Annotated in this window: 17 protein-coding genes and 3 tRNA genes; 13 read left to right on the forward strand and 7 right to left on the reverse strand. The window is 73.1% G+C overall.

The window, feature by feature from the left end:
* Positions 1 to 120: 120 nt before the first annotated feature.
* Entirely contained in the window at positions 121 to 4,110 is a 3,990-nt protein-coding gene (gene hrpA / locus ACZ6EM_RS12795) for an ATP-dependent RNA helicase HrpA (protein ID WP_401049241.1), read from the reverse strand.
* 141 nt (positions 4,111 to 4,251) lie between these two features.
* On the opposite strand from hrpA, the gene ACZ6EM_RS12800 reads away from it, so the two are divergent.
* Both ACZ6EM_RS12800 and ACZ6EM_RS12805 read left to right on the forward strand, forming a co-directional pair.
* Entirely contained in the window at positions 4,252 to 4,770 is a 519-nt protein-coding gene (locus tag ACZ6EM_RS12800; RefSeq protein ID WP_359897967.1) for a SigE family RNA polymerase sigma factor, read from the forward strand.
* Positions 4,767 to 5,645, forward strand: coding sequence for a hypothetical protein (locus tag ACZ6EM_RS12805; protein ID WP_465772347.1), 879 nt, complete (start codon positions 4,767 to 4,769; stop codon positions 5,643 to 5,645). The genes ACZ6EM_RS12800 and ACZ6EM_RS12805 overlap by 4 nt, the downstream gene beginning before the upstream one ends.
* An 88-nt stretch (positions 5,646 to 5,733) precedes the next feature.
* Here the strand turns inward: ACZ6EM_RS12805 and ACZ6EM_RS12810 are convergent, their stop codons facing one another.
* Positions 5,734 to 6,690 (reverse strand): LysR family transcriptional regulator, encoded by a 957-nt coding sequence (locus tag ACZ6EM_RS12810; RefSeq protein WP_465772348.1) that lies wholly within the window; start codon positions 6,688 to 6,690, stop codon positions 5,734 to 5,736.
* Positions 6,691 to 6,935: 245 nt separating this feature from the next.
* On the opposite strand from ACZ6EM_RS12810, the gene ACZ6EM_RS12815 reads away from it, so the two are divergent.
* Both ACZ6EM_RS12815 and ACZ6EM_RS12820 read left to right on the forward strand, forming a co-directional pair.
* Positions 6,936 to 7,856 (forward strand): zinc-binding dehydrogenase, encoded by a 921-nt coding sequence (locus tag ACZ6EM_RS12815; protein WP_465772349.1) that lies wholly within the window; start codon positions 6,936 to 6,938, stop codon positions 7,854 to 7,856.
* A 55-nt stretch (positions 7,857 to 7,911) separates the two neighbouring features.
* Positions 7,912 to 9,018: an alpha/beta hydrolase family protein gene (locus ACZ6EM_RS12820; RefSeq protein WP_465772350.1), complete on the forward strand. Its 1,107-nt coding sequence runs from the start codon at positions 7,912 to 7,914 to the stop codon at positions 9,016 to 9,018.
* Positions 9,019 to 9,055: 37 nt separating this feature from the next.
* On the opposite strand, the gene ACZ6EM_RS12825 is transcribed toward ACZ6EM_RS12820, so the two are convergent.
* Complete coding sequence (locus tag ACZ6EM_RS12825; RefSeq protein WP_465772351.1) at positions 9,056 to 9,571, reverse strand: DUF3995 domain-containing protein; 516 nt, start codon at positions 9,569 to 9,571, stop codon at positions 9,056 to 9,058.
* A 391-nt stretch (positions 9,572 to 9,962) separates the two neighbouring features.
* Here ACZ6EM_RS12825 and ACZ6EM_RS12830 point away from each other — a divergent pair, with 391 nt between their 5' ends.
* The 4 genes from ACZ6EM_RS12830 to ACZ6EM_RS12845 are packed head-to-tail and all read left to right on the forward strand — an operon-like array spanning position 9,963 to position 14,748.
* Positions 9,963 to 11,354, forward strand: a complete 1,392-nt coding sequence (locus ACZ6EM_RS12830; RefSeq protein ID WP_465772352.1) for a helix-turn-helix domain-containing protein — start codon at positions 9,963 to 9,965, stop codon at positions 11,352 to 11,354.
* Complete coding sequence (locus ACZ6EM_RS12835; RefSeq protein ID WP_401050304.1) at positions 11,351 to 12,235, forward strand: phosphotransferase family protein; 885 nt, start codon at positions 11,351 to 11,353, stop codon at positions 12,233 to 12,235. The genes ACZ6EM_RS12830 and ACZ6EM_RS12835 overlap by 4 nt, the downstream gene beginning before the upstream one ends.
* A gap of 31 nt (positions 12,236 to 12,266) precedes the next feature.
* On the forward strand, positions 12,267 to 13,430 hold the full coding sequence (locus ACZ6EM_RS12840; RefSeq protein ID WP_465772353.1) for a damage-control phosphatase ARMT1 family protein: 1,164 nt from the start codon (positions 12,267 to 12,269) through the stop codon (positions 13,428 to 13,430).
* Positions 13,390 to 14,748, forward strand: a complete 1,359-nt coding sequence (locus tag ACZ6EM_RS12845) for a tyrosine-type recombinase/integrase (RefSeq protein ID WP_465772354.1) — start codon at positions 13,390 to 13,392, stop codon at positions 14,746 to 14,748. The genes ACZ6EM_RS12840 and ACZ6EM_RS12845 overlap by 41 nt, the downstream gene beginning before the upstream one ends.
* Before the next feature lie 160 nt (positions 14,749 to 14,908).
* Here ACZ6EM_RS12845 and ACZ6EM_RS12850 read toward each other — a convergent pair.
* The 4 genes from ACZ6EM_RS12850 to ACZ6EM_RS12865 all read right to left on the reverse strand — a co-directional run bounded on the left by ACZ6EM_RS12850 (position 14,909) and on the right by ACZ6EM_RS12865 (position 15,686).
* Positions 14,909 to 14,982: transfer RNA gene (locus tag ACZ6EM_RS12850), tRNA-Phe, on the reverse strand.
* A gap of 27 nt (positions 14,983 to 15,009) precedes the next feature.
* Positions 15,010 to 15,083 (reverse strand) — tRNA-Asp (locus ACZ6EM_RS12855).
* 63 nt (positions 15,084 to 15,146) lie between these two features.
* A tRNA-Glu gene (locus ACZ6EM_RS12860) sits at positions 15,147 to 15,219 on the reverse strand.
* A 125-nt stretch (positions 15,220 to 15,344) separates the two neighbouring features.
* Positions 15,345 to 15,686, reverse strand: coding sequence for a metallopeptidase family protein (locus ACZ6EM_RS12865; RefSeq protein WP_359897958.1), 342 nt, complete (start codon positions 15,684 to 15,686; stop codon positions 15,345 to 15,347).
* Between the two features lie 70 nt (positions 15,687 to 15,756).
* Here ACZ6EM_RS12865 and crcB (ACZ6EM_RS12870) point away from each other — a divergent pair, with 70 nt between their 5' ends.
* The 5 genes from crcB (ACZ6EM_RS12870) to ACZ6EM_RS12890 all read left to right on the forward strand — a co-directional run bounded on the left by crcB (ACZ6EM_RS12870) (position 15,757) and on the right by ACZ6EM_RS12890 (position 21,509).
* Positions 15,757 to 16,296 (forward strand): fluoride efflux transporter CrcB, encoded by a 540-nt coding sequence (gene crcB, locus ACZ6EM_RS12870; protein ID WP_401056323.1) that lies wholly within the window; start codon positions 15,757 to 15,759, stop codon positions 16,294 to 16,296.
* Complete coding sequence (locus tag ACZ6EM_RS12875) at positions 16,293 to 16,691, forward strand: DUF190 domain-containing protein (RefSeq protein WP_465772355.1); 399 nt, start codon at positions 16,293 to 16,295, stop codon at positions 16,689 to 16,691. Before crcB (ACZ6EM_RS12870) ends, ACZ6EM_RS12875 begins: the two co-directional genes overlap by 4 nt.
* Positions 16,688 to 17,062, forward strand: coding sequence for a fluoride efflux transporter CrcB (gene crcB, locus ACZ6EM_RS12880; protein ID WP_465772356.1), 375 nt, complete (start codon positions 16,688 to 16,690; stop codon positions 17,060 to 17,062). The genes ACZ6EM_RS12875 and crcB (ACZ6EM_RS12880) overlap by 4 nt, the downstream gene beginning before the upstream one ends.
* A gap of 1,149 nt (positions 17,063 to 18,211) precedes the next feature.
* On the forward strand, positions 18,212 to 20,494 hold the full coding sequence (locus ACZ6EM_RS12885) for a DEAD/DEAH box helicase (RefSeq protein ID WP_465772357.1): 2,283 nt from the start codon (positions 18,212 to 18,214) through the stop codon (positions 20,492 to 20,494).
* A gap of 187 nt (positions 20,495 to 20,681) precedes the next feature.
* A complete protein-coding gene (locus ACZ6EM_RS12890; RefSeq protein ID WP_465772358.1) occupies positions 20,682 to 21,509 on the forward strand; it encodes a TIGR02452 family protein in 828 nt (275 codons plus the stop codon).
* The last annotated feature ends 5 nt before the right edge of the window (positions 21,510 to 21,514 follow it).

Consider the following 21,514-nt stretch of genomic DNA (forward strand, 5'->3'; position numbering starts at 1 on the left):
TGTTTCCTGATCTCGTTCACTCGCTTGCCGCGCTGCGAACAAGACAGACTGTAGCCCATGGTGGGCCCCCAGGTCGAACTGGCTCCTGAAGGCCCACCGCAGCTCACACGGCCACCCGGGTCAGAGCGTCGCCCGCGCCGCCGCCATCGCCTTCGTGATCCGCTTCTCCGACACCGGGCTCGGCGTGCCCAGCGACTGGGCGAAGAAGCTGACCCGCAGCTCCTCGATCATCCAGCGGATCGCCCGCACCTCCGCGGACGGCTGGTGCCCGGCCGGCACCGCCGCCAGCAGCTCCCCGTACTCCTGCTGCACCTGCTGCACCTTCAGCAGCTGCTGGGCGTCCCGCTGCGGGTGGTTGGGCAGCGCCTCCAGGCGACGGTCCACCGCCAGCAGGTAGCGCTTGAGGTCCGGCAGCCGCTGCCAGCCGGTGGCCGTCACGAAGCCCGGGTGCACCAGCGAGGCCAGGTGCAGCCGGACGTCGTTCACCGCGTTCAGCAGCACCGGGCTGCTCACCGACTTCAGCCGGGTCGAGGCCTTGTGGAAGGCGATCAGCGCGGTGGCCGTCTTCAGCGTGGTGTCCGCGGACAGGTCGTACAGGTCCGCGCGCACCTTGTCGTGCAGCTTGCCGAAGGCCGCCTCGTCCCAGGCCGGCCCGCCGGCCAGGGTCATCAGCCGGTCCGTCGCGGCGGCCACGACGTCCTCGAACAGGGCGCCGATCGAGCCGTGCGGGCTGTGCGAGAGCGCCAGCTTCGCCTGGTTGCCCAGCCGACCCTGGATGGACTTGGCCGGGGAGGTGGTGGTCAGCATCAGCAGCCGCCGCGTCCCCTCCCACATCGACCGGGCCTGCGCCTCCGGGGTGTCGAACAGCTTGACGCCGACCGACGGGCCCTCGTCCACCAGGGCCGGGTAGGCGCGCATCGAGTGGCCGCGCGAACGCTGCTCGAAGGTGCGCTGGAGCACCGGCAGCGAGGCCGGCCAGGCGGTCAGCCCGCTCTGCTCGATGCCCTGGCCGGAAGCGGCCGAGGAGAGCGTCTCCTTGAGCTTCGGCTTGAGCTTCAGCCGCAGCTCCTCCAGGTCCTTGGACTCGGCGAGCCTGCGGCGCCCGTCCACCACCCGGAAGGTCACCTTGAGGTGATCGGGCACCCGGTCGTCGTCCCAGGCCTCCGGGGGCACGGTGACCGCCGTCAGGCGCTTCAGGGCGTGCTCCAGGGCCGGGAGCAGGGGCTCCTGGCGGTCCTTCACCGCGCGCAGCGCCGCCCTGGCGAAGTCCGGCGCCGGAACGAAGTTGCGCCGGATCGCCTTCGGCAGCGACTTGATGTACGCGGTGACCAGCTCCTCCCGCAGACCGGGGATCTGCCAGTCGAAGCCCTCCGCGGTGACCTGGTTCAGCACCGGCAGCGGGATGTGCACGGTCACGCCGTCCGCGTCGCTGCCCGGCTCGAACTGGTAGGTCAGCTTGAAGCGGAGCTTGCCCTGCTGCCAGTGGTCCGGGTAGTCGGCCTCGGTGACGCCGTCCGCGGCGTCGTTGATCAGCATCGACTTCTCGAAGTTCAGCAGGTCCGGCTGCTCGTGCCGGGCCTTCTTCCACCAGGAGTCGAAGTGCCGGGTGGAGACGATCTCGTCGGGCAGCCGGGCGTCGTAGAAGTCGAACAGGGTCTGGTCGTCCACCAGGATGTCCCGGCGGCGGGCCCGGTTCTCCAGCTCCTCGACCTCACCGAGCAGCTTGCGGTTCTCCGCGAAGAACCGGTGGTGGGTCTCCCAGTCGCCCTCGACCAGCGCGTTGCGGATGAACAGCTCGCGACAGAGCTCCGGGTCGATCCTCCCGTAGTTGACCTTGCGCTGGGCGACGACCGGCATCCCGTAGAGGGTCACCTTCTCGTACGCCATGACGGCGCCGGCCTTCTTCTCCCAGTGCGGCTCGCTGTGGCTGCGCTTGATCAGGTGGCCGGCCAACGGCTCGACCCACTCCGGCTCGATCTTCGCGTTGATCCGCGCCCAGAGCCGGGAGGTCTCCACCAGCTCCGCCGACATCACCCAGCGCGGCGGCTTCTTGAACAGGCCGGAGCCCGGGAACACCGCGAAGCGGGCGCCGCGCGCACCGCCGTACTCGCGCTTCTCCACGTCGAACAGACCGATGTGGGAGAGCAGGCCGGCCAGCAGCGACTGGTGGATCCGGTCGGCGTCCGGCTCGCCCTCTTGTCCCGTGGGGTGCGGCTCCTCGATCGTCACGCCCAACTGCTTGGCGACGGTGCGCAGCTGGACGTAGATGTCCTGCCACTCCCGTATCCGCAGGTAGTTGAGGAACTCCGCCTTGCACATCCGGCGGAACGCCGAGGAGGAGAGCTCGCTCTGCTGCTCCCGGACGTAGCGCCACATCGCCAGGTAGGAGAGGAAGTCGGAGGTCTCCGAGTTGAACCGCTTGTGCCGCTCGTCGGCGGCCTGGCGCTTCTCGGCCGGGCGCTCGCGCGGGTCCTGGATGGAGAGCGCGGCGGCGATCACCATGACGTCGCGGACGCAGCCGTTGCGGTCCGCCTCCAGCACCATGCGGGCCATCCGCGGGTCCACCGGGAGCTGGGCGAGCTTGCGGCCCAGCTGGGTCAGGCGCTTGCGCGGGTCCTTCTCCTCCGGGTCGAGCGCGCCCAGCTCGTGCAGCAGGGCGACGCCGTCCTTGATGTTGCGCGAGTCCGGCGGGTCCAGGAACGGGAAGGCGGCGATGTCGCCGAGGCCGGCCGCCGTCATCTGGAGGATCACCGAGGCCAGGTTGGTGCGCAGGATCTCGGCGTCGGTGAACTCGGGGCGGGAGAGGAAGTCCTCCTCCGAGTAGAGCCGGATGCAGATGCCGTCCGAGGTGCGGCCGCAGCGGCCCTTGCGCTGGTTGGCGCTGGCCTGGCTGATCGCCTCGATCGGCAGCCGCTGCACCTTGGTGCGGTGGCTGTAGCGGGAGATCCGGGCGCTGCCCGGGTCGATCACGTATTTGATGCCGGGGACGGTCAGCGAGGTCTCGGCCACGTTGGTGGCCAGCACGATCCGGCGGCTGCGGGAGCGCTGGAAGACCTTGTGCTGCTCGGCCGAACTGAGCCGCGCGTACAGCGGCAGGATCTCGGTGTTCTTCAGTTTCAGCTTCCCGAGGGCGTCCGCGGTGTCGCGGATCTCGCGCTCGCCGGAGAGGAAGACCAGGATGTCGCCCGGGCCCTCGGCCTGGAGCTCCTCGGCGGCGTCGCAGATCGCCTGGACCTGGTCCCGGTCGCGGTCGGCCTCGTCCGCCTCGTCGTCGGCCTCGTCGACGATCGGCCGGTAGCGGACCTCGACCGGATAGGTGCGGCCGGAGACCTCGATGATCGGGGCGTCGCCGAAGTGCCGGGCGAAGCGCTCCGGGTCGATGGTCGCGGAGGTGATCACGACCTTGAGGTCCGGGCGGCGGGGGAGCAGCTGCTTGACGTAGCCGAGGATGAAGTCGATGTTGAGGCTGCGCTCGTGCGCCTCGTCGATGATCAGGGTGTCGTACTGGTGCAGGTCGCGGTCGGTCTGGATCTCCGCGAGCAGGATGCCGTCCGTCATCAGCTTGACCAGGGTGTCCTGGCCGACCTGGTCGGTGAACCGGACCTTCCAGCCGACCGCCTCGCCGAGCGGGCTGTCCAGCTCCTCCGCGACCCGCTCGGCCACCGTGCGGGCGGCGATCCGGCGCGGCTGGGTGTGGCCGACCAGGCCGCGCACGCCACGGCCGAGCTCCAGACAGATCTTCGGGATCTGGGTCGTCTTGCCGGAGCCGGTCTCGCCCGCGACGATCACCACCTGGTGGTCCCGGATCGCCGCCAGGATCTCGTCCTTCTTCTGGCTGACCGGGAGCTCGGCGGGATAGCCGATCCTCGGGACGGCGCGCCGGCGCCGCTCGACGACCGCCTCGGCGCGGTCGATCTCGGCGGCGATCTCGGCGGCGACCTTCTGCCGGGCCTCGGGCTTGCGGACCCGACGGGCCCCCTCCAGCCGGCGCCCGATCCGCACCTGGTCGCGCAGGGTCAGCTCGGGCAGACGGGCGGCCAGCCCGCCGATTCCGGGGCCCTCGGCGGGTACGGTGGCGGACTGGACTGCGGGAGAACTCACTGCGGGCATCCCTCTAGGTTCGCAAGGAGGCACGGCGGAGCGCACCTCGGTTTTCGAGCCCCTCCAGTGTCACAGCCGTCGGCGGCGAATCGCGAACGGCAGGCAACGGTCCGAGGCCGTCCCGGGCTCCGGGAGGTTGAGGAGGTGCTCATGGGAGCCCACAAGACCGCCCGGGACGAGGAGTTCCGGACGTTCGTCGGCAGTGCGTGGTCACGGCTGCTCAGGACGGCGTTCCTGCTCGCGGGGGACCGGCACGGCGCCGAGGACCTGGTCCAGCAGGCGCTGGAGCGGGCGTACGCGGCGTGGAACCGGGTGCGTGCCGCGGACGACCCGTACGCCTATGTGCGCCGGATCGTGATCAACGAGCACGCCAGACGGTTCCGGCGGCGGCTGGTCGAGTACCCGGTCACCGAGTTCCCGGACCGGCCCGCACCGGCCGGCGCCGACCCGGACGACCGGGCCGTGCTGCTCGCCGCACTCGGCACCCTGCCGCCGCGCCAGCGCCAGGCCGTGGTGCTGCGGTACTGGGAGGACCTCAGCGAGACCCAGACCGCGGTGGCGATGGGCTGCTCGGTCGGCACGGTCAAGAGCCAGGCGGCCAGAGGCCTGGCCAAGCTCCGCGGGGCCTCCTCACTCATCGGACTGACCAGCATCGGAGGGGCAAGATGAGCAACGAGTTCCTGCCCGGGAACACGGCGACCGGAGACGAGACGGCGGCCGTGCGGGCCCTGGGCGAACTGGCCGGGAGCGTCGAGACCGGGACGGTCCCGTACGACCGGCTGGTCGCCGGCGGCCGGCGGCGACTGCGGCACCGGCGGCTGCTGACCGCCGGGGTGGCGGCGGTGCTGGTCGCCGGCGTCGCCGGAGGCACGGCGGTGCTCGGCGAGCGCGGCCGGCAGGCCGTCTCGACCGTGGTGGCGGCCTCGGCCGCGGCCTCGGCCACCGCGGTGAGCACCACGGGTGCGCCCACCGCCCGGGACCCGTTCAACCCCGTCCGGGTCAAGGTCGCCGAAGGCAGCGCGAACGGCCACACCTGGCAGGCCTGGACCGCGCTGTGGCCGGCCGTCCCCGGCAAGGAGGACTTCGCCCAGCAGGCCCGGATGATCCAGGCGGAGCGGCACGCGGCCAACCCGGCGGTGAAGCCGGTCACCCAGAAGGACATCGACATCAACTGGGACACGCGCATCGACAGGGTGAACTACTACTACACCGTGGACGGCAAGCGGCAGGCGGACGACACCCTGCACGCGGTCTCCGCCCCGGGCGGGTTCCCGGGCGCCGTCGGCGGCTCGTCGCTCGGCCTCAACGACGGCGCGGGCGTCCCGCCGGTGGTGATCGAGGGGGTCCAGGCCGACATCACGAAGGTCGTGGTCGCCTGGAAGAGCGGCGGCACCACCGAGGCGGTGCCGGTCGTGGTCGGGGACTCCCCGTTCCGCTACTACGGCATCCTGGCGAAGCCCGGCACCGACGCGGCGACCGTCACCTACTACGCGGCGGACGGCTCGGTGGAGCGCGTCAAGGACACCTGGCTCCGGACGTCCTGAGCCGGTGGCCGTCGGGGCCGCCGGGCCGCCGGGGTGGCGGCGGGTGGCCGTCGGGTGGCCGGGGTGATCGGGGCGGTCGGGGCGCCCTTCACGGGCGGAGCGCGGCCTGGTCGGCGTCCGGGAGCCAGTCGCGGGCCGGGTCGTACTCCAGCCACCGGTTGCGGGCAGCCCCGGTGGTGAACGCCCGCAGCAGGTCGTCCAGTCGGGGGTGCGGGTCGGTGTCGGGACCGGTGCGCCAGAGGAGCGACCAGGCGTAGAGCGGGGTCGGGTTCGCCAGTGGGACGGTGCGGACACCCGGGCGTCCGGGCGGCGGGCCGTCGGCGGGGACGAGGGAGAAGCACGCCGGGTCGGCGCGGACCTGGTCCACGAAATGCTCCAGGCCCAGGTTGGTCGAGCCGACCCGGCGGGCGATCCCGAAGCGCTCGGCGAAGCGGGTCAGGAAGTCCAGCCGGTCCACCGCCGCCGGGTAGCGCAGCACACTGTCCCGCAGGTCGCCCGGGCGCAGGACGTCCCGGCCGGCCAGCGGATGGCCGGTGCTCAGCAGGACGTCCACCGGCTCCAGCCGGACCAGCCGGTGCGTCAACTCGCCCCCGCCGCCCGGCAGCCGGTGCACCCGGCCGAACCCGGCGTCCGACTCCCCGCGCAGCACGGCCGCCGCGACGGACGGCAGGTCCCGGCCGGGCACCGGCTCCACCTGCAGCCCCGGCGCCGCGTCCACCGCCTGCGCGAGCGTACGCATCGGGGCGTACAGGTGCCCCCACACGTCGATCCGCAGCGGCCGCGCCGCGCACCCCGCGGCCGCCACCGCCCGCTCCCCCTGCGTCAGCGCCCGCCGGGCCGGCTCCAGGAACCGCAGCCCCGCCCCCGTCAGCCCCACCCCGCGCGCGTCCCGGTCCAGCAGCCGCACCCCCAGCACCGCCTCCAGCCGCGCCACCCGCTTCGACAGCCCCTGCTGGCTGATCCCCAACCGCCCGGCCGCCCGCCCGAAGTGCAACTCCTCGGCCGCCACGACGAACGCCCGCACCTGCGCCAGATCCAGATCCACCCGGGCACCTTAGGGCCTGCCCCCGAACTCCCGCGGGGCACCCGCCCCGGCCGCGGTCGCGGCGCGGTCGGGTGGGTCGTCGCCGCCCCGCGGCCGGGCGCTTCGCTCCGCCGTGCCGCGTGGTGCCGTCCAAGGCCCGTCGCTCCTGGCCGGACAACCGGTGGTTGTCGCCGTCGTCCCGCGGTTGTTGGACCGGCCGGGGCGGTGCGCGGTGGGGTGAGGGAGTGGCCGACGGAGGAGTGGGGATGAAGGCGCTGGTGGCGACGGGGCGGGCGGCGGAGCCGGTGCGGTTCGCGGAGGTGGAACAGCCGCGGCCGGGGCCCGGGGAGGCGCTGGTGAAGGTGGAGGCGTTCTCGGTGAACCGGGGCGAGACCTTCCAGCTGGAGGCGCCCCGGGCCGGGTGGCGGCCCGGGAAGGACGTGGCCGGACTGGTGGTGCAGGCCGCCGCCGACGGGTCGGGCCCGGCCGTCTGCCGCCGGGTGGTCGGGCATCCGCCCGCCGCCGGGTGGGCCGAGTACGTGTGCGTCCCGACCTCCTCCCTCGCCGAACTGCCCGACGGCCTGGACACCGTACGGGCCGCCGCGCTGCCGCTGGCCGGCCTCACCGCGCTGCGGCTGCTCCGGGCGGCGGGGCCGCTGGCCGGACGGCGGGTGCTGCTCACCGGGGCCTCCGGGGGCGTCGGGCACTACGTCACCGAGCTGGCCGCCGCGGCCGGGGCCGAGCTGACCGCCGTCACCGCCTCCCCGGAGCGCGGCCGGCGGCTGGTCGAGCTGGGAGCGGCCGAGGTGGTCCACGAGCCGGGCGAGGCGCGCGGGCCGTACGACCTGGTGCTGGAGTCCACCGGCGGCGCCGCGCTGCCGCTCGCGCTGGCCCGGCTGGCCCGGCGCGGCACCCTGATCTGGTTCGGCCAGGCCTCCCGGACGCCCGTCACGCTCGACTTCTTCGACTTCTTCGCGGGCCCGGAGTCGGCGGTCGTCCGGCACTTCCACTACGCGGACTCGGACATCCCGGACGGCGCCGACCTGGCCACCCTGGTGCGCCTCACCCGGGAGGGGCGGCTGACCCCGGAGCTCGGCCGGGTCGCGCCCTGGGCGGAGACCGCCGCCGTGCTCACCGACCTGCGCGAGCGCCGGATCCGCGGCAAGGCCGTCCTGACCCTCGCCTGACGCCCGCCCGATGCCCGCCCGACACCCGCTCCGAACGATGCGAATGATGCGAACGATGCGAACGACTTCGAAGGGAACCCCCGCCGTGCCCGACCTCTCCTTCCTCGACACCCCCGGCCTGCTGCCCGCCTTCGTCGAGGAGAACCGGCCGCGCGCCCACGGCGCCGGCCTGGACCCGTACGAGTACGCCCGGGTCACCGCCCCGCTGACCTCCCCGCACGACTGGCCGGCCGCCTGCCGGGCGGCCGGCCACCGGCACGCCGGGGCGGCGGAGCGGGCCGCCGCCGAGGGCCGCACCGTCACCGCCGGCGAGCGGTACCGGAGCGCCGCCCGCTGGTACCACTTCGCCGGGCTGCTCCCGCACCCCGACCGGGCGGCCGCGGCCCAGGCCGCCGCGGAGGCCGACGAGGCGATGCGGCGGGCGCTGGCCCTGCTCGACCCGGGGGCGGAGCGGGTCGAGGGCGAGGGCTTCGCGGGCTGGCTGCGCCGCCCGGCGGCCGGCAGGGCGGCCGACGGGAGCGGCGGCCGGGCCCCGGTGGTCCTGGTGGTGCCGGGGATGGACTCGGGCAAGGAGGAGTTCCACGCGGTCGCCGACGCCCTGCTCGCCCGGGGCGTCGCGGTGCTCGCCGTCGACGGGCCCGGGCAGGGCGTGCTGGCCGCCGGCAGCGCGCCGGAGCCGGAGTACCACCGGGTGGTCGGCCGCGCCCTCGACGCGCTGGCCGGCCGTGCGGGGCTGGACCCGGACCGGACCGCCGTGATCGGCCTCAGCCTGGGCGGCCACTACGCGGCCGTGGCCGCCGCCCACGAGCCGCGGCTGCGCGCCGCCGCCATGGTCAGCGGCCCGTACCGGCTGGACTGGGAGGGCCTGGTCCCGTTCGTCACCGCGACCCTGGCGCAGCGCTGCGGCGGGTACCAGGCGGCCCGCGCCTTCGCCGAGCGGATCGACCTGACCGCCCTCGCGCCGGCGATCACCGTCCCGCTGCTGGTGGTCGAGGGCGGCGAGGACCGCATCCCGGGCGTCACCGCCGCCACCCACCTCGCCGAGCACGCCCCGAACGCCGAACTGCTGCTCGTGCCGCACGGCAACCACCTGCTCGGCACCGCCCTGCCGGACTGGCTCCCCGCCACCGCCGACTGGCTCACCGCCCGGCTGACCGGCTGACCGGCTCACCGAGCCGCTGACCGAGCCGCTGACCGGCTCACCGAGCCGCTGACCGAGCCGCTGACCGGCTCACCACGGCCGACCGGCCGGGCGCCCGGTGACCGAGCGAGGCGGCGGCGAACAGCAGGCCGCCGGCCAGGAAGAACGGCTCGTAGCCGAAGGTCGCGAACCGGGCCATCGCGTCCAGTTCGGCCCCCGATCGGCTGCCGGCGGCCAGCGCGATCCAGTCCGGCACGGACGGCGCGGCGTGCAGCACCAGCAGCGCGGTGGTGCCCCACAGCGCCGTGCCCAGCAGCCGGGCCGGCACCCGTGCGCCCCACCGCCGCAGCGGCGCCAGCGCCACCGCGGCGGCCACCGCGCACAACGGGATCGCGATCACGTCGATCACCAGCAGCGGCGTGCTGCTCCACACCGACCGCCCGTCCGGCAGCCCCAGCCGTCCGTCCGCCAGCCAGTACAGATGCACCAGCGCGAAGGCCACGGCCCACCCCGCCGCCGCGTACCCGGCTCCCCGCACCGCCCGGTTCCAGCCCGTGTCCCGTGTCGTCTCCATGCCGTCCACGGTCCCGCGCCGCCCCCGTCCGCCGGATCGTCCCGCGGACGGGTCCCCCTCCCCCTCCAGGGGGAACCGGGTGGTCGCCCCGAGGGTTCCAGCAGGACGAGGTCGGTGGGGAGCGGACGCCCGGTCTCGATGGTGATGCTGCTGTTCTGCACGGTCGTGCTGACTCGCTGCATGGCGATCTCCTCTTCCGTCGGTCCGGCTACGGCGGCAGCCCGCGGGCGCGCTCGACGCGTAGTTGCGCCGACACCTGCACGTCAGGCTCGTAGCGGTGTGTAATGGGCGCTTAGCGCTCGGAAACATTCAGCCTTGTCGGTGAACGGCCCGACCAGTGCCGGCATTCGGACAGCGACTGCTGTCCACAAGAGACGCCCTGGGGGATCACGTGCCGCGACCACTCAAGCCTCTGGACCCCACCCGATCCGCGGCCCACTGGTTCGGTGCGGAACTTCAGTACTGGCGGAAGCTCAGGGGGTTGAGCCAGGACAGGCTCGGGCAGTTGGTCCACCTGAGTGGGGACCTGATCAGCAAGATCGAGCGGGCGGAGCGGCCCTGCAAGCTTCACCACGCCCAGGCGTTAGACGCGGTCTTGGAGACCGGCGGAGTGCTCGCGCGAAGTGTCGTGCTGGCCGAGGCCGAATTGGACAACCGCTCAGCGGTAATGGACAAACGGCGCACGGGGGCCGTCAAGCCTCCCCGAGGGGAGGTGCGCGGGGGCACGCTGGAAATGCCACCGCCAGCCTTCGAGTGGAATGAGTCCGACCCCGTGGAACGACGCAACTTCCTTGCCGTGACCAGTGCAGCTCTCGCCGCCGGCCCTCTGGCCCAGCTCCTGACCTCCACCCCGGCCACCGCGGTACCCGCAGCGGTTCGGCCCGCCGATGTCGAGCAGATCCGCACCGCAGCGACCACACTGCGAAGCTGGGACAACCTCTACGGCGGAGCCGGCGTCGTCCGTGACACGGCGCTCGCCCAACTGCCCTGGGCTGCCGGTCTCCTGAACAGTCGCTGCCCCACTCCGTTGCGGACCGAACTGTTCGGAGCCGTCAGCCGTCTGGCGACCGTGGTCGGCGCATCGGCCTTCGACGCCTTCGCCCACGAAGACGCCCACCGGCTCTTCGCCTTCGCCACGTCGTGCGCCGAGGAAGTGGACAACTGGCCGCTACGCGCCATCTCGTACAACCTCCGCTCCCGCCAAGCCATCTGGCGTGGAGATCCCGACGCCGGTCTCACCTTCGCCGAGCTCGGCCTGGCGCGCGCCGACCGACTCTCACCCGCGGAACAGTCCATGCTCCACAACGCTCGCGCGCGGGCCCTGGCGAAGATGGGTCGAGCCCAGCAGACCCTGGCCGCGATCGGCGCGTCCGACGACTCGTTCACCTCGATCAGCCCGGCCGCTGAGGGACCGTGGATGGCGTATTACGACGACGCCCAGCACCACGGCGACACCGGCCACGCCCTGTTCGACCTCGCCCTCGCCGGCTATCCGCCGCAGGAAGCCCTCCGACGACTCCAGGCAGCGGTCGACGGCCACGGCGACGGATTCGCCAGATCCCGCGCGTTCTCCCGAACCAAGCTCGCCACGCTCCAGATGGCTGCCGGTGACCCTGAGCAGGCGTTGGCCGAGGGCCGGAGCGCCCTCGCGGAGGTCAGCGACCTCCGCTCGCTCCGTGCCAACCACGAGCTGGCTGAACTCGGTCGGGTCGCCCATCGCCACCGCAACCTCGGCGACATCCGGGACCTGCGGGAACAGATCGCCGCTACGGTGGCAGCGTGAGCAACATCGAGGACTCCCACTCCCTACTGCTCAAGGCGTGCGCGACGGTCGGCCTGTCCGCAGCGGGAGCCGAACCGATCCGGATCGGGGAGAACGCGCTGTGGCGATTGCCGCTGGGGATCGTGGCTCGCATCAGCCGCCCCGGGCAGTCGGCTGCCGCCGGGCGCGAACTGGCGGTCGCACGCTGGCTGCGTGACTGCGGAGTTCCTGCGGTTCGCCCGCTCGAGCACCTGCGGGAGCCAGTGGACGTCGACGACAACCCCGTGACCTTCTGGCACGAGCTGCCCCCGCACCGGCCAGGAACCGCTGCCGACATCGCGCCGCTCCTCCGACGTGTCCACGAACTTCCTGTTCCTGACTTCCCATTGGGCACCCTAGACCCGTTCGTTCGGCTCGCCGACAGGATCGACGGGGCGGCCACGCTCGACGACACGCAGCGTCAGTGGCTGCGCGACCGCTTGGCAGAGCTCCAAGCGGCATGGCCGAGCCTCCCACCGGGCCTGCCTGCGAGTGTCATCCACGGCGATGCGTGGCGCGGCAACGTAGCAGTCACACCGACCACCACCTACCTGCTCGACTTCGAACGAACCTCCCTGGGACGACCCGAGTGGGACCTCACAGCCACCGCCGTCGGCTACGGCACCTTCGGCACCGTTTCGGACAGCGAGTACGCCGCCTTCTGCGAGGCGTACGGTGCCGACGTGATGACCTGGGCCGGCTACCCGGTGCTGCGGAGCATCCGTGAGCTCCGGGTCACCTGCTTCGCTCTCCAGCACGCGGCGGCCGATCCGGCTCGACACCGGGCGGAAGCTCACTACCGTCTCTCGTGCCTGCAAGGGCAGAACGGTCCACGCCCCTGGGGCTGGACAGCTGTCAGCTGAGATGTCGATCAGGGAGACGAGCCCGACCGTGATGACCGCACCCGTGATCCGCAGCGATGTCCCCGGATCCTTCGCTTGGAGTGTCTTTCACGAACGCCACCCCAAGCTTGTCCAGCAGGTCCTCGACGCGTTGCCGTACGGCTCGGGCGAGCGAGTCGCGGTCGAGGAGCTCCTCGCCGAGAGCACTGACGGTGTGCTGCAACCGCTCAGCACCAGTGCCCACGATCACCAGCAGTGGCTGGAGTGGGGTGAGGGCCTGTTCGGACGGAGGTGGGGCGAGGCGCCGTTCCTGTGGGCCGAGAGCTACTTCTACCGCAGGCTGCTCGAAGCCACCGGCTACTTCCGGCCCGGGACTTGGCAGGGCATCGACCCGTTCGCACCGTTCAAGGACGCTGAACTCGCCGGCCCGGCCGTCGACGCCGAGCTGGCGGCCCTCGGCGACCTGCCCTCGGACTTCACCGACAAGCGAGCCGCCGCGCTCCTCTCCTCGGCGCTCTGGGGCAACCGGGCCGACCTGAGCTTCCAGATCACGGAGGAGGCCGGAGGGTCGATCGCGTCCGACCTGGTGGCCGACGACAGCGAGGCGCTCTGGGCCGAGCTGGAGCGGGCCGGAGGCGGGCGTGTCTGCATCATCGCGGACAACGCCGGCCGGGAGCTCCTGCCGGACCTGGTGCTGGTCGACCACCTCCTCGCTTCCGGCCTGGCGGCACAGGTCGTCGTCTACGTGAAGCCGCAGCCGTACTACGTGTCGGACGCGACGATGGCCGATGTCCTCGCCACCGTCCAGCGCCTGCGCACCGCCACCAGCGCGGCTGCCGCGACGATCGGCGAACGACTGTGGCGAGCGATGAACAGGGGCGTGCTCGTGGTCCGCACGCACTCGTTCTTCTGCGCACCGCTACCGTTCCACGACATGCCCGCCGACCTCCGGTCCGAGTTCGCCGGCGCAGCGATGACGATCTTCAAGGGCGACCTCAACTACCGTCGGCTGGTGGGCGATCGGCTGTGGCCGCCCACCACTGCGTTCACCGAGGTGGCCGGCCACTTCCCCTCAGCCGTGACAGCTCTGCGGACGCTGAAATCGGACGTGATCGTCGGTGTCGACGCTGCCGTCGTCGCGCGGCTCGACAGCACTGGGACGCCATGGCGCACCAATGGCCGCCACGCGGTCATCCAGGTCGACCTCCGCCCGTAGCCGAAGCGCCGCCCGTGTGCCCCAGGGTCCTCGCTCGACGCTGTCTCCCGAGCGCACCCTGCCGCTGCCCGCACCGGTCCTCGCCGCTCTGGTGGACCACCGGGAGCGTCAGGCCGTCGAGCGGGCCGCCGCCGGCATGGACTGGCAGGAGAACGGCTTCGTCTTCCCGTCCCGGATCGGTACCCCGTACGAGCCGGACAACCTGCGCCGCAGCTGGCACGCGGTCCGCGGGCGCCTCGGCCTGGACGACCTCCGCTTCCACGACCTCCGCCACACGTGCATCACCCTGCTGCTCGACCTCGGTGTGCCTCCGCACATCGTCCGGGAGATCGCCGGCCACAGCGACGTCGGCGTGACCATGAAGGTCTACGCGCACGCCTCCCTCGCGGAGCGCCTCAAGGCCCTGAGCCGCCTCGGGGAGGCGCTCTCCTGGCCTCGCGCTCTGGTCCATCAGTTCGTCCGGTGCCCGGCAAGACCCAGGTCTTGCCGGGCACCGCTGTCTTACGTGGTTGGTACCTTGCGCCCTGCCCTCGATCCGGGGGTCATCGTTCTGGAGAGGGGCCGACACGTGGGAGCCAAGACCGGGCTGCTCGTCTCCATGGATACGGCATTGTCTGGCCCGCTGAGGTTGCCGGCGGACGCGGATCCGGAGCGGACTGCTGAGCTGGTCGATCGCCTCTACCCCGGGTGGGAGGTCACGAAGTCGGCCAGGTGCGAGCTTGGCGACGCGACCTACCCGCCCGATGGGACTGCCTACCTCGGCAGCTTCCCCGGAGTCGACATCGTCTGCGATCGGCACTGGATGGGCGACCACCCCTCGCGGATGCCGCAGCACCTGATCGATGCGAGCGCGGGACGCCGCCTGGTCGTGCACTGGATGCACAGCGTGGTGGACTTCCTGGCCTTCGCGGTCTGGGAGGACGGGCAGCTGGTCCGCTCGCTCAGCCTCTCTCCGGACAGCGGGGTGATGGAGAACATCGGCGAGCCGCTGCCGTTCGAGGCACCCTTTTGGGCCGGCGAGCACCCGGTGGAGCCGGTGACGGGATGGCCGGCCAAGGGGCCGTACCCGCTGCCGTTCCATCCCCTCGACTTGGGGGAGGAAGCACTGCGGTTCTTCTTCGGCTTCGTGCTGGAGGGCAGGCCGGAGGCGGAGGACATGGATCCCTACGAGGTGGCCCTCCAAGGCTTCCGTCTCACTGATCCAGCCGGGCCGACTCCGGAGGAGAAGGAAGCCGCAATGAGGGCCATCATCAGCCGTATGGGGCCACCCCGGCTCTTCCCGTACGGCCCCGATGGCGCCATGGCCGAAGCCGAATGACTGTGATTGGCGTCACGCTGTCTCTGCCTCCGGGCAGTCCGCTTGGGCTGCCCGGGTTCGCCGCGATTCGGAGCCGTTGGCGTACCGGTTGGCGTACGGGACATGAAAACGGCCCCGGAGAGTGATCTCTCCGGGGCCGTTCTGCCTTTTCAGGCGATTGTGGCCAGGGCCGGGGTCGAACCGGCGACCTTCCGCTTTTCAGGCGGACGCTCGTACCAACTGAGCTACCTGGCCGTACTGCACCGTCTCTTGCGAGACGAGCGATCCCGACGGGACTTGAACCCGCGACCTCCACCTTGACAGGGTGGCGAGCTAACCAACTGCTCCACGGGACCTAGAAGTGGCGAACCACTCAGGGTCTTGCGGTCTTGCGCACTGCACTTTACTACGGTACTGCGTGCCCCCAACGGGATTCGAACCCGTGCTACCGCCTTGAAAGGGCGGCGTCCTGGGCCACTAGACGATGAGGGCTTGCGGCCTGTCCCGCTGTTTCCAGCGTTCGGGGACGTCGAGAAGCATATGGGATGCAGGGCGGATCGCCAAAACGGGTTTCGCCCGGGTGGGGGTGCGGGGTGGGTGGGGCCGGTGGCCGGGGGTCAGGACCAGCCGAGTTCGTCGAGTTCGTGGTCGTCGAAACCGAAGTGGTGGGCGACCTCGTGGATGACGGTGGTGCGGACCTCCTCGACCACCTGCTCGCGGGTCTCGCAGTGGCGCAGGGTGGGGCCGCGGTAGATCAGGATGCGGTCGGGCAGGACGCCCGCGTACCACTCGCCGCGCTCGGTGAGCGGGGTGCCCTCGTAGAGCCCGAGGAGCTCCGGGTCGCTCGGGTCGGGCTCGTCCTCGACGAAGACCGCGACGTTGTCCATCATGGCCGCGAGGTGCGGGGGGATCTGGTCGAGGGCGTCGCCGACCAGCGTCTCGAACTCTTCCCGGGTCATCTCCACCGGATCATTGTCCGGTGTCGGATGACGGTGTGCCAGGTGGCGGAGCCCGGTGTTTGATGGGGCTATGACGACCTCGGAGGGCGCCGTGGACGACGCCGCGGGCGGCACCGTGGACGGCGCCGCGGCGCGGGCCCGCCGGCCCGGCCGGCCGCCGGTGCTGCGCGGGCAGGGGCGGGCGGTGGCGGTGGTCGCGGCGGGCGGGGCGATCGGCGCGTCCGCGCGGTACGCGGCCGGGCTCGGCTGGCAGACCGGCCCGACGGCCTTCCCCTGGACGACGTTGCTGGTCAACGTGGTCGGCTGCGCGGTGATCGGGGTGTTCCTGGTGGTGATCACCGAGGGGCGCCAGGCGCATCCGCTGGTGCGGCCGTTCTTCGGCACCGGCGTGCTGGGCGGGTTCACCACCTTCTCGACGTACGCGGTGGACATCCGCCGCCTACTGGAGGGCGGCCGGACCGGGCCCGCCCTGGCGTACCTGGGGCTGACCCTGGTGGGCGCGCTGCTCGCGGTGTGGGCGGCGGCCGGGCTGACCCGGCGTCTGATCCACCGGGTCGTCCGCCGCGGGGCCGGGCGGGGCGCCGCGGAGCGGGCCGGGGGTGTGCGATGAGCCGACTGGGCGGGCCGGCGCTGCGGCTGACCGTGCTGATCGGGGAGAGCGACCGCTGGCACCACCGACCGCTGTACAGCGAGATCGTGCACCGGGCCCGGGAGGCCGGGCTGGCCGGGGCGAGCGTGTTCCGGGGCATCGAGGGGTTCGGGGCCTCGTCGCTGGTGCACACCACGCGGCTGCTGTCACTGAGCGAGGACCTGCCGGTGGCGGTGGTGATCGTGGACGAGGAGGATCGGGTGCGGGCGTTCCTGCCGCAGCTGGACGGGATGGTGGCGGAGGGGCTGGTGCTGCTGGACCGCTGCGAGGTGGTCACCTACGCGGGGCGCGGGGCGGAGGAGGGTTCGGGCCGGGGGCCGGGCCGGGAAGCGGGCCCGGGGGAGGCGGCGGAGTGAACTGGCTGCTGGTGGCGGCGGGCGCGGTGGTCGGCGCGCCGCTGCGGTACCTGACCGACCGGGCGGTGCAGTCCCGGCACGACTCGGTGTTCCCGTGGGGGACGTTCACGGTGAACGTGGTCGGCTGCCTGGTCCTCGGGCTGGTGACCGGCGCGGTGGCGGCGGGCGCGGCCTCCTCGAAGGTCCAGCTGCTGCTGGGGACGGGGCTCTGCGGGGCGCTGACCACCTATTCGACCTTCTCGTACGAGACCCTGCGGCTGTCCGGGACCGGCGCCGGGCGGTACGCGCTGGCCAACGTGGCCGGCAGCGTGCTGGCCGGGCTGGCCGCGGTCTACGGGGGCGCGGAGCTGGCCTCGGCGCTCTGGGGCTGAGCGCGGACACCGGAGAGTCGCCGGAGGGGCGCCGGACGAGCCCTGAGCGGCCCCGGGACGGCCCTGGACGGCCCCGGGGCGGGCCCCTGGGCGCCGGCCCCGCCGGGCGAGCTTGCGCGCTGCCCGTGTCCCGCCGGGCCGGGCGCGCGTTGGGCACCGAAAGCGGCCGCGCGCGAGTGGGCGGCCCGGGTGGGGCGGTAGAGAGGGACCTCAGTGGCTTCGGTGCGGGCGGCGCGGACGGTGCGGGCGGTACGGGCGGTGCGGGTGCGGCTGGCCGCGGCGCGTCCGGCTCCGGGGCGGGTGGCGGCGGTCCCGCGCTCGCGCGCGGTGCGGGCGGCGGCGCTGCTGACGGTGGCCGGGCTCGGGCTGACCGGGTGCATGTCGGTGGGTCCGGCGGCGGAGGAGAAGCACGGCGTGGCGCCGGTCGGGCAGGCCGGGCCGGCGGTCCGGCCTGGGGCGACGGGCGGGCCCTCGGCCTCGCCGGGCTCGGGGCACCCGGGCGGGGCCTCGGGGCACCCCGAGCGGTCGGGGGGCCTCCAGGGCGACGGTGGGTCGAACGGGGCCGCGTCGACGGTGCCCGGCGAGGCGGTCCCGGGGTCGAACGGCGCGGTGGCCGGGGTGGTCCCGGTGCCGGGGGCGGGCGCTCCCGACGGTGGTCCGGGCGGTGGTTCGGCGGGCGGTACGAACACAAGTCCCGTTCCGCACCCGGGCGGTGGAGTGGGCGGCTCCGGCGGCGCGGCGGGCTCCGGCGGTACCGGCGGGGCGGGCGGCACCGGGGAGGGCAGGTCCGGCGGGGGCTCGGCCGGGGGGCCCACGACCACCCCGAGCAGCCGCCCGTCCGGCACGCCCGCACCGGAGCACAGCTCGCCCGCCGCGACCGTCCCGCCGGCCCCGGACCCGTCCTCCGGCAGCTCCGGTTCCTCGGCACCGAGCCCGCGCGCGGCCGGGCATTAGTGGATTGAGCAGGGCATTTGCCTCCGATCCCCAGGTTCGTCTATGGTGGTAGATCGTTCGTTTGATCCATTTGACTGGCGCCCTATTCCCATCTGGCGCCCTTGGCGCGTTCCGGCGATCCGTGGCTGACCGCATAGAGGCGGTTGTGAAACAGAACCCCGGACTTTGGCGCGTGCCACTTCCGGAAGGTTTTGCATGTCTCTCGTTGACGACGCCCGCTTCGCCATGCCCGCGAACGAGGCCGCCGCCGATGTCACCGACTCCGACGACACCATCGACACCACCGCGGACGAGGTGATCGCCGAGGCCGAGGAGGCCACCGAGGAGGCGGCCGCCGAGCCCACCATCACCTTCGGCGACCTGGGCCTGCACGACGACGTCGTGCGTGCCCTCGCCAAGCGCGGTGTCACCACCCCGTTCCCGATCCAGGCCGCGACCATCCCGGACGCCCTGGCCGGCAAGGACGTGCTGGGCCGTGGCCGCACCGGCTCCGGCAAGACCCTGAGCTTCGGCCTGCCGCTGCTGACCCGCCTCGCCGACGGCGAGCGCACCAAGCCCAAGCACCCGCGCGGCCTGATCCTCGTCCCGACCCGCGAGCTGGCCATGCAGGTCGCCGACGCCCTGGAGCCGTTCGGCTCGGTGCTCGGCCTCAAGCTCAAGGTCGTCTGCGGCGGTACCTCGATGTCGAACCAGATCTACGCGCTGGAGCGCGGCGTCGACGTCCTGGTCGCCACCCCCGGCCGTCTGCGCGACCTGCTGAACCGTGGCAGCGCCAAGCTGGCCGACGTCCGGACCGTCGTGCTCGACGAGGCCGACCAGATGGCCGACATGGGCTTCCTGCCCGAGGTCACCGAGATCCTCGACCAGGTGCCGAGCGGCGGCCAGCGCCTGCTGTTCTCCGCCACCCTGGAGAACGAGATCGACACCCTGGTCAAGCGCTACCTGAAGAACCCGGTCACCCACGAGGTCGACCCGTCGGCCGGTGCGGTCACCACCATGACCCACCACATCCTCGTGGTGAAGCCCAAGGACAAGGCGCCGATCACCAACGCGATCGCCGCCCGCAAGGGCCGCACGATCATCTTCGTCCGCACCCAGATGGGCGCCGACCGCGTCGCCGAGCAGCTCATCGAGGCCGGCGTGAAGGCCGACGCGCTGCACGGCGGCATGACCCAGGGCGCCCGTACCCGCGTCCTCGGCGACTTCAAGGACGGCTACGTCAACGTCGTCGTCGCCACCGACGTCGCCGCCCGTGGCATCCACGTCGACGGCATCGACCTGGTCCTCAACGTGGACCCGGCCGGCGACCACAAGGACTACCTGCACCGCTCCGGCCGCACCGCCCGTGCCGGCCGCTCCGGCGCCGTCGTCACCCTGGTGCTGCCGCACCAGCGCCGCGGCGTCTTCCGCCTGATGGAGGACGCGGGCGTCGACGCCAGCCGCCACATCCTGGACCACGCCTTCGACGCGGAGGTCGCCAAGATCACCGGCGCCCGTTCGCTGACCGAGGTCCAGGCCGAGAGCGCCGCCAACATCGCCGGTGCCGCCGAGCGCGAGCTCGCCGACATGACCCGCCAGCTGGAGCGCGCGCAGCGCCGCGCCACCGAGCTGCGCGAGGAGGCCGACCGCCTGTCCGCCCGTGCGGCGCGCGAGCGGGCCGAGCTGGGCATCGAGGACGAGGAGCCGGCCGCCGAGGCCGAGTCCGTCGAGGCTTCGGAGACCGTCGTCGAGACCGCCGCCCCGGTGGCCGAGGAGCGCACCCCGGCGTACCGCGAGGCGCGCAACGAGCGTCCGGCGTTCGGCCGTGACCGTGACCGTGACGACCGCGGCGGCCGTTCCGGCGGCTTCAACCGTGACGACCGCGGTGGCCGTTCCGGTGGCTTCGGTGACCGTGACAACCGTGGCGGCGGCTTCAACCGTGACCGCGACGACCGTGGCGGCCGTTCCGGCGGCTTCAACCGTGACGACCGCGGTGGCCGTTCCGGTGGCTTCGGTGACCGTGACAACCGTGGTGGCGGCTTCAACCGTGACCGCGACGACCGCGGTGGCCGTTCCGGCGGCTTCAACCGTGACGACCGTGGTGGCCGTTCCGGTGGCTTCGGTGACCGTGACAACCGTGGTGGCGGCTTCAACCGTGACCGTGACGACCGCGGTGGCCGTTCCGGTGGCTTCGGTGACCGTGACAACCGTGGTGGCGGCTTCAACCGTGACCGCGACGACCGCGGCGGCCGCTCCTTCGGCGACCGTCCGGCCCGTTCCTTCGGCGACCGCCCGGCCTTCGGCCGTGACCGCGACGAGCGCGGCGGCAGCAGCCGTCCGTTCGCGCGCCGCGACGACCACCGCTCCGGCGGCCGTCCGCAGTCCGACCGCGGTGGCTTCAACCGTGACCGCGGCGGCTTCGGTGCCGGCCGTGACCGCGAGGACCGTCGCCCGGGCGGTTTCGACCGCGACGACCGCAAGCCGCGCTGGAAGAACTGACGCCGCACCGGCGGTAGTCGACCGCCGGCCCGGCTGAACGTACGAAGGGCCCGCTCCGTCCCCCGGAGCGGGCCCTTCGCGTTTCCCCGGCTGCCTCGCGTTCCCCCGCGCCGGCCCCGGGGATGTTGTTCTGGGAGTGAGAATAACCTGTGGCGCGCGGGCGCCGCGGTCCCGTAGCGTCGCGGCCATGAGCAGCAGACTGCACGATGTGGCGCGCGTGAACGAGGAGATCGCCGAGCGGGGGAGCTACCGGACGGCCGGGGGCGAACTCGTGCAGGTGGGGGAGGAGTTGGGGGCGGCGCGGGCCGGCACGGTGTCCTACGCGCCGGAGCGGCCGGACGCGCTGCTGGCGGCGGGCGACCGCGGGCCGGGGCCGGCGGCCGGACGGATCGAGGTGACGGCCGAGGGCAGCATCCAGGCCGCCCGCCGACTGGTCGGGGCCGGGGCGGGGCCGGTCGGGGTGCTGAACTTCGCCTCCGCGCGCAACCCCGGCGGCGGCTACCTGCGCGGCGCCCGCGCCCAGGAGGAGGACCTGTGCCGCAGCGCGCTGCTGTACAGCTGCCTGCTGGAGGCGCCGGACTACTACGAGGCGCACCGGGCCTCCACCGACCTCCGGTACAGCCACCGGGTGATCGTCTCGCCGGCGGTGCCGGTGATCCGGGACGGGCGCGGAGAGCTGCTGGCGCAGCCGTACCCCGTCACCTTCCTGACCTCGCCCGCGCCCAACGCCGGGCAGCTGGAACGGCGTTCGGCCGGTGCGGACGTCCGGGGCGTGCTCGCCGAGCGGGCCGTGCGGGTGCTCGCGGCGGCGGCCCGGCACGAGGTGCGCGCGCTGGTGCTCGGGGCCTGGGGCTGCGGGGTGTTCCGCAACGACCCGGCGCAGGTCGCCGAGGCCTTCGAGGGGGCGCTGGCCCGGTACGGGGCGGCCTTCGATCAGGTGGTGTTCGCGGTCTGGGACCGCTCGCCGGTCTCGGCGAACCGGGCCGCCTTCGAAGCCCGGTTCACCGCGGGGTGACCGTC

The sequence above is a fragment of the Kitasatospora sp. NPDC041917 genome (genome assembly GCF_055589745.1).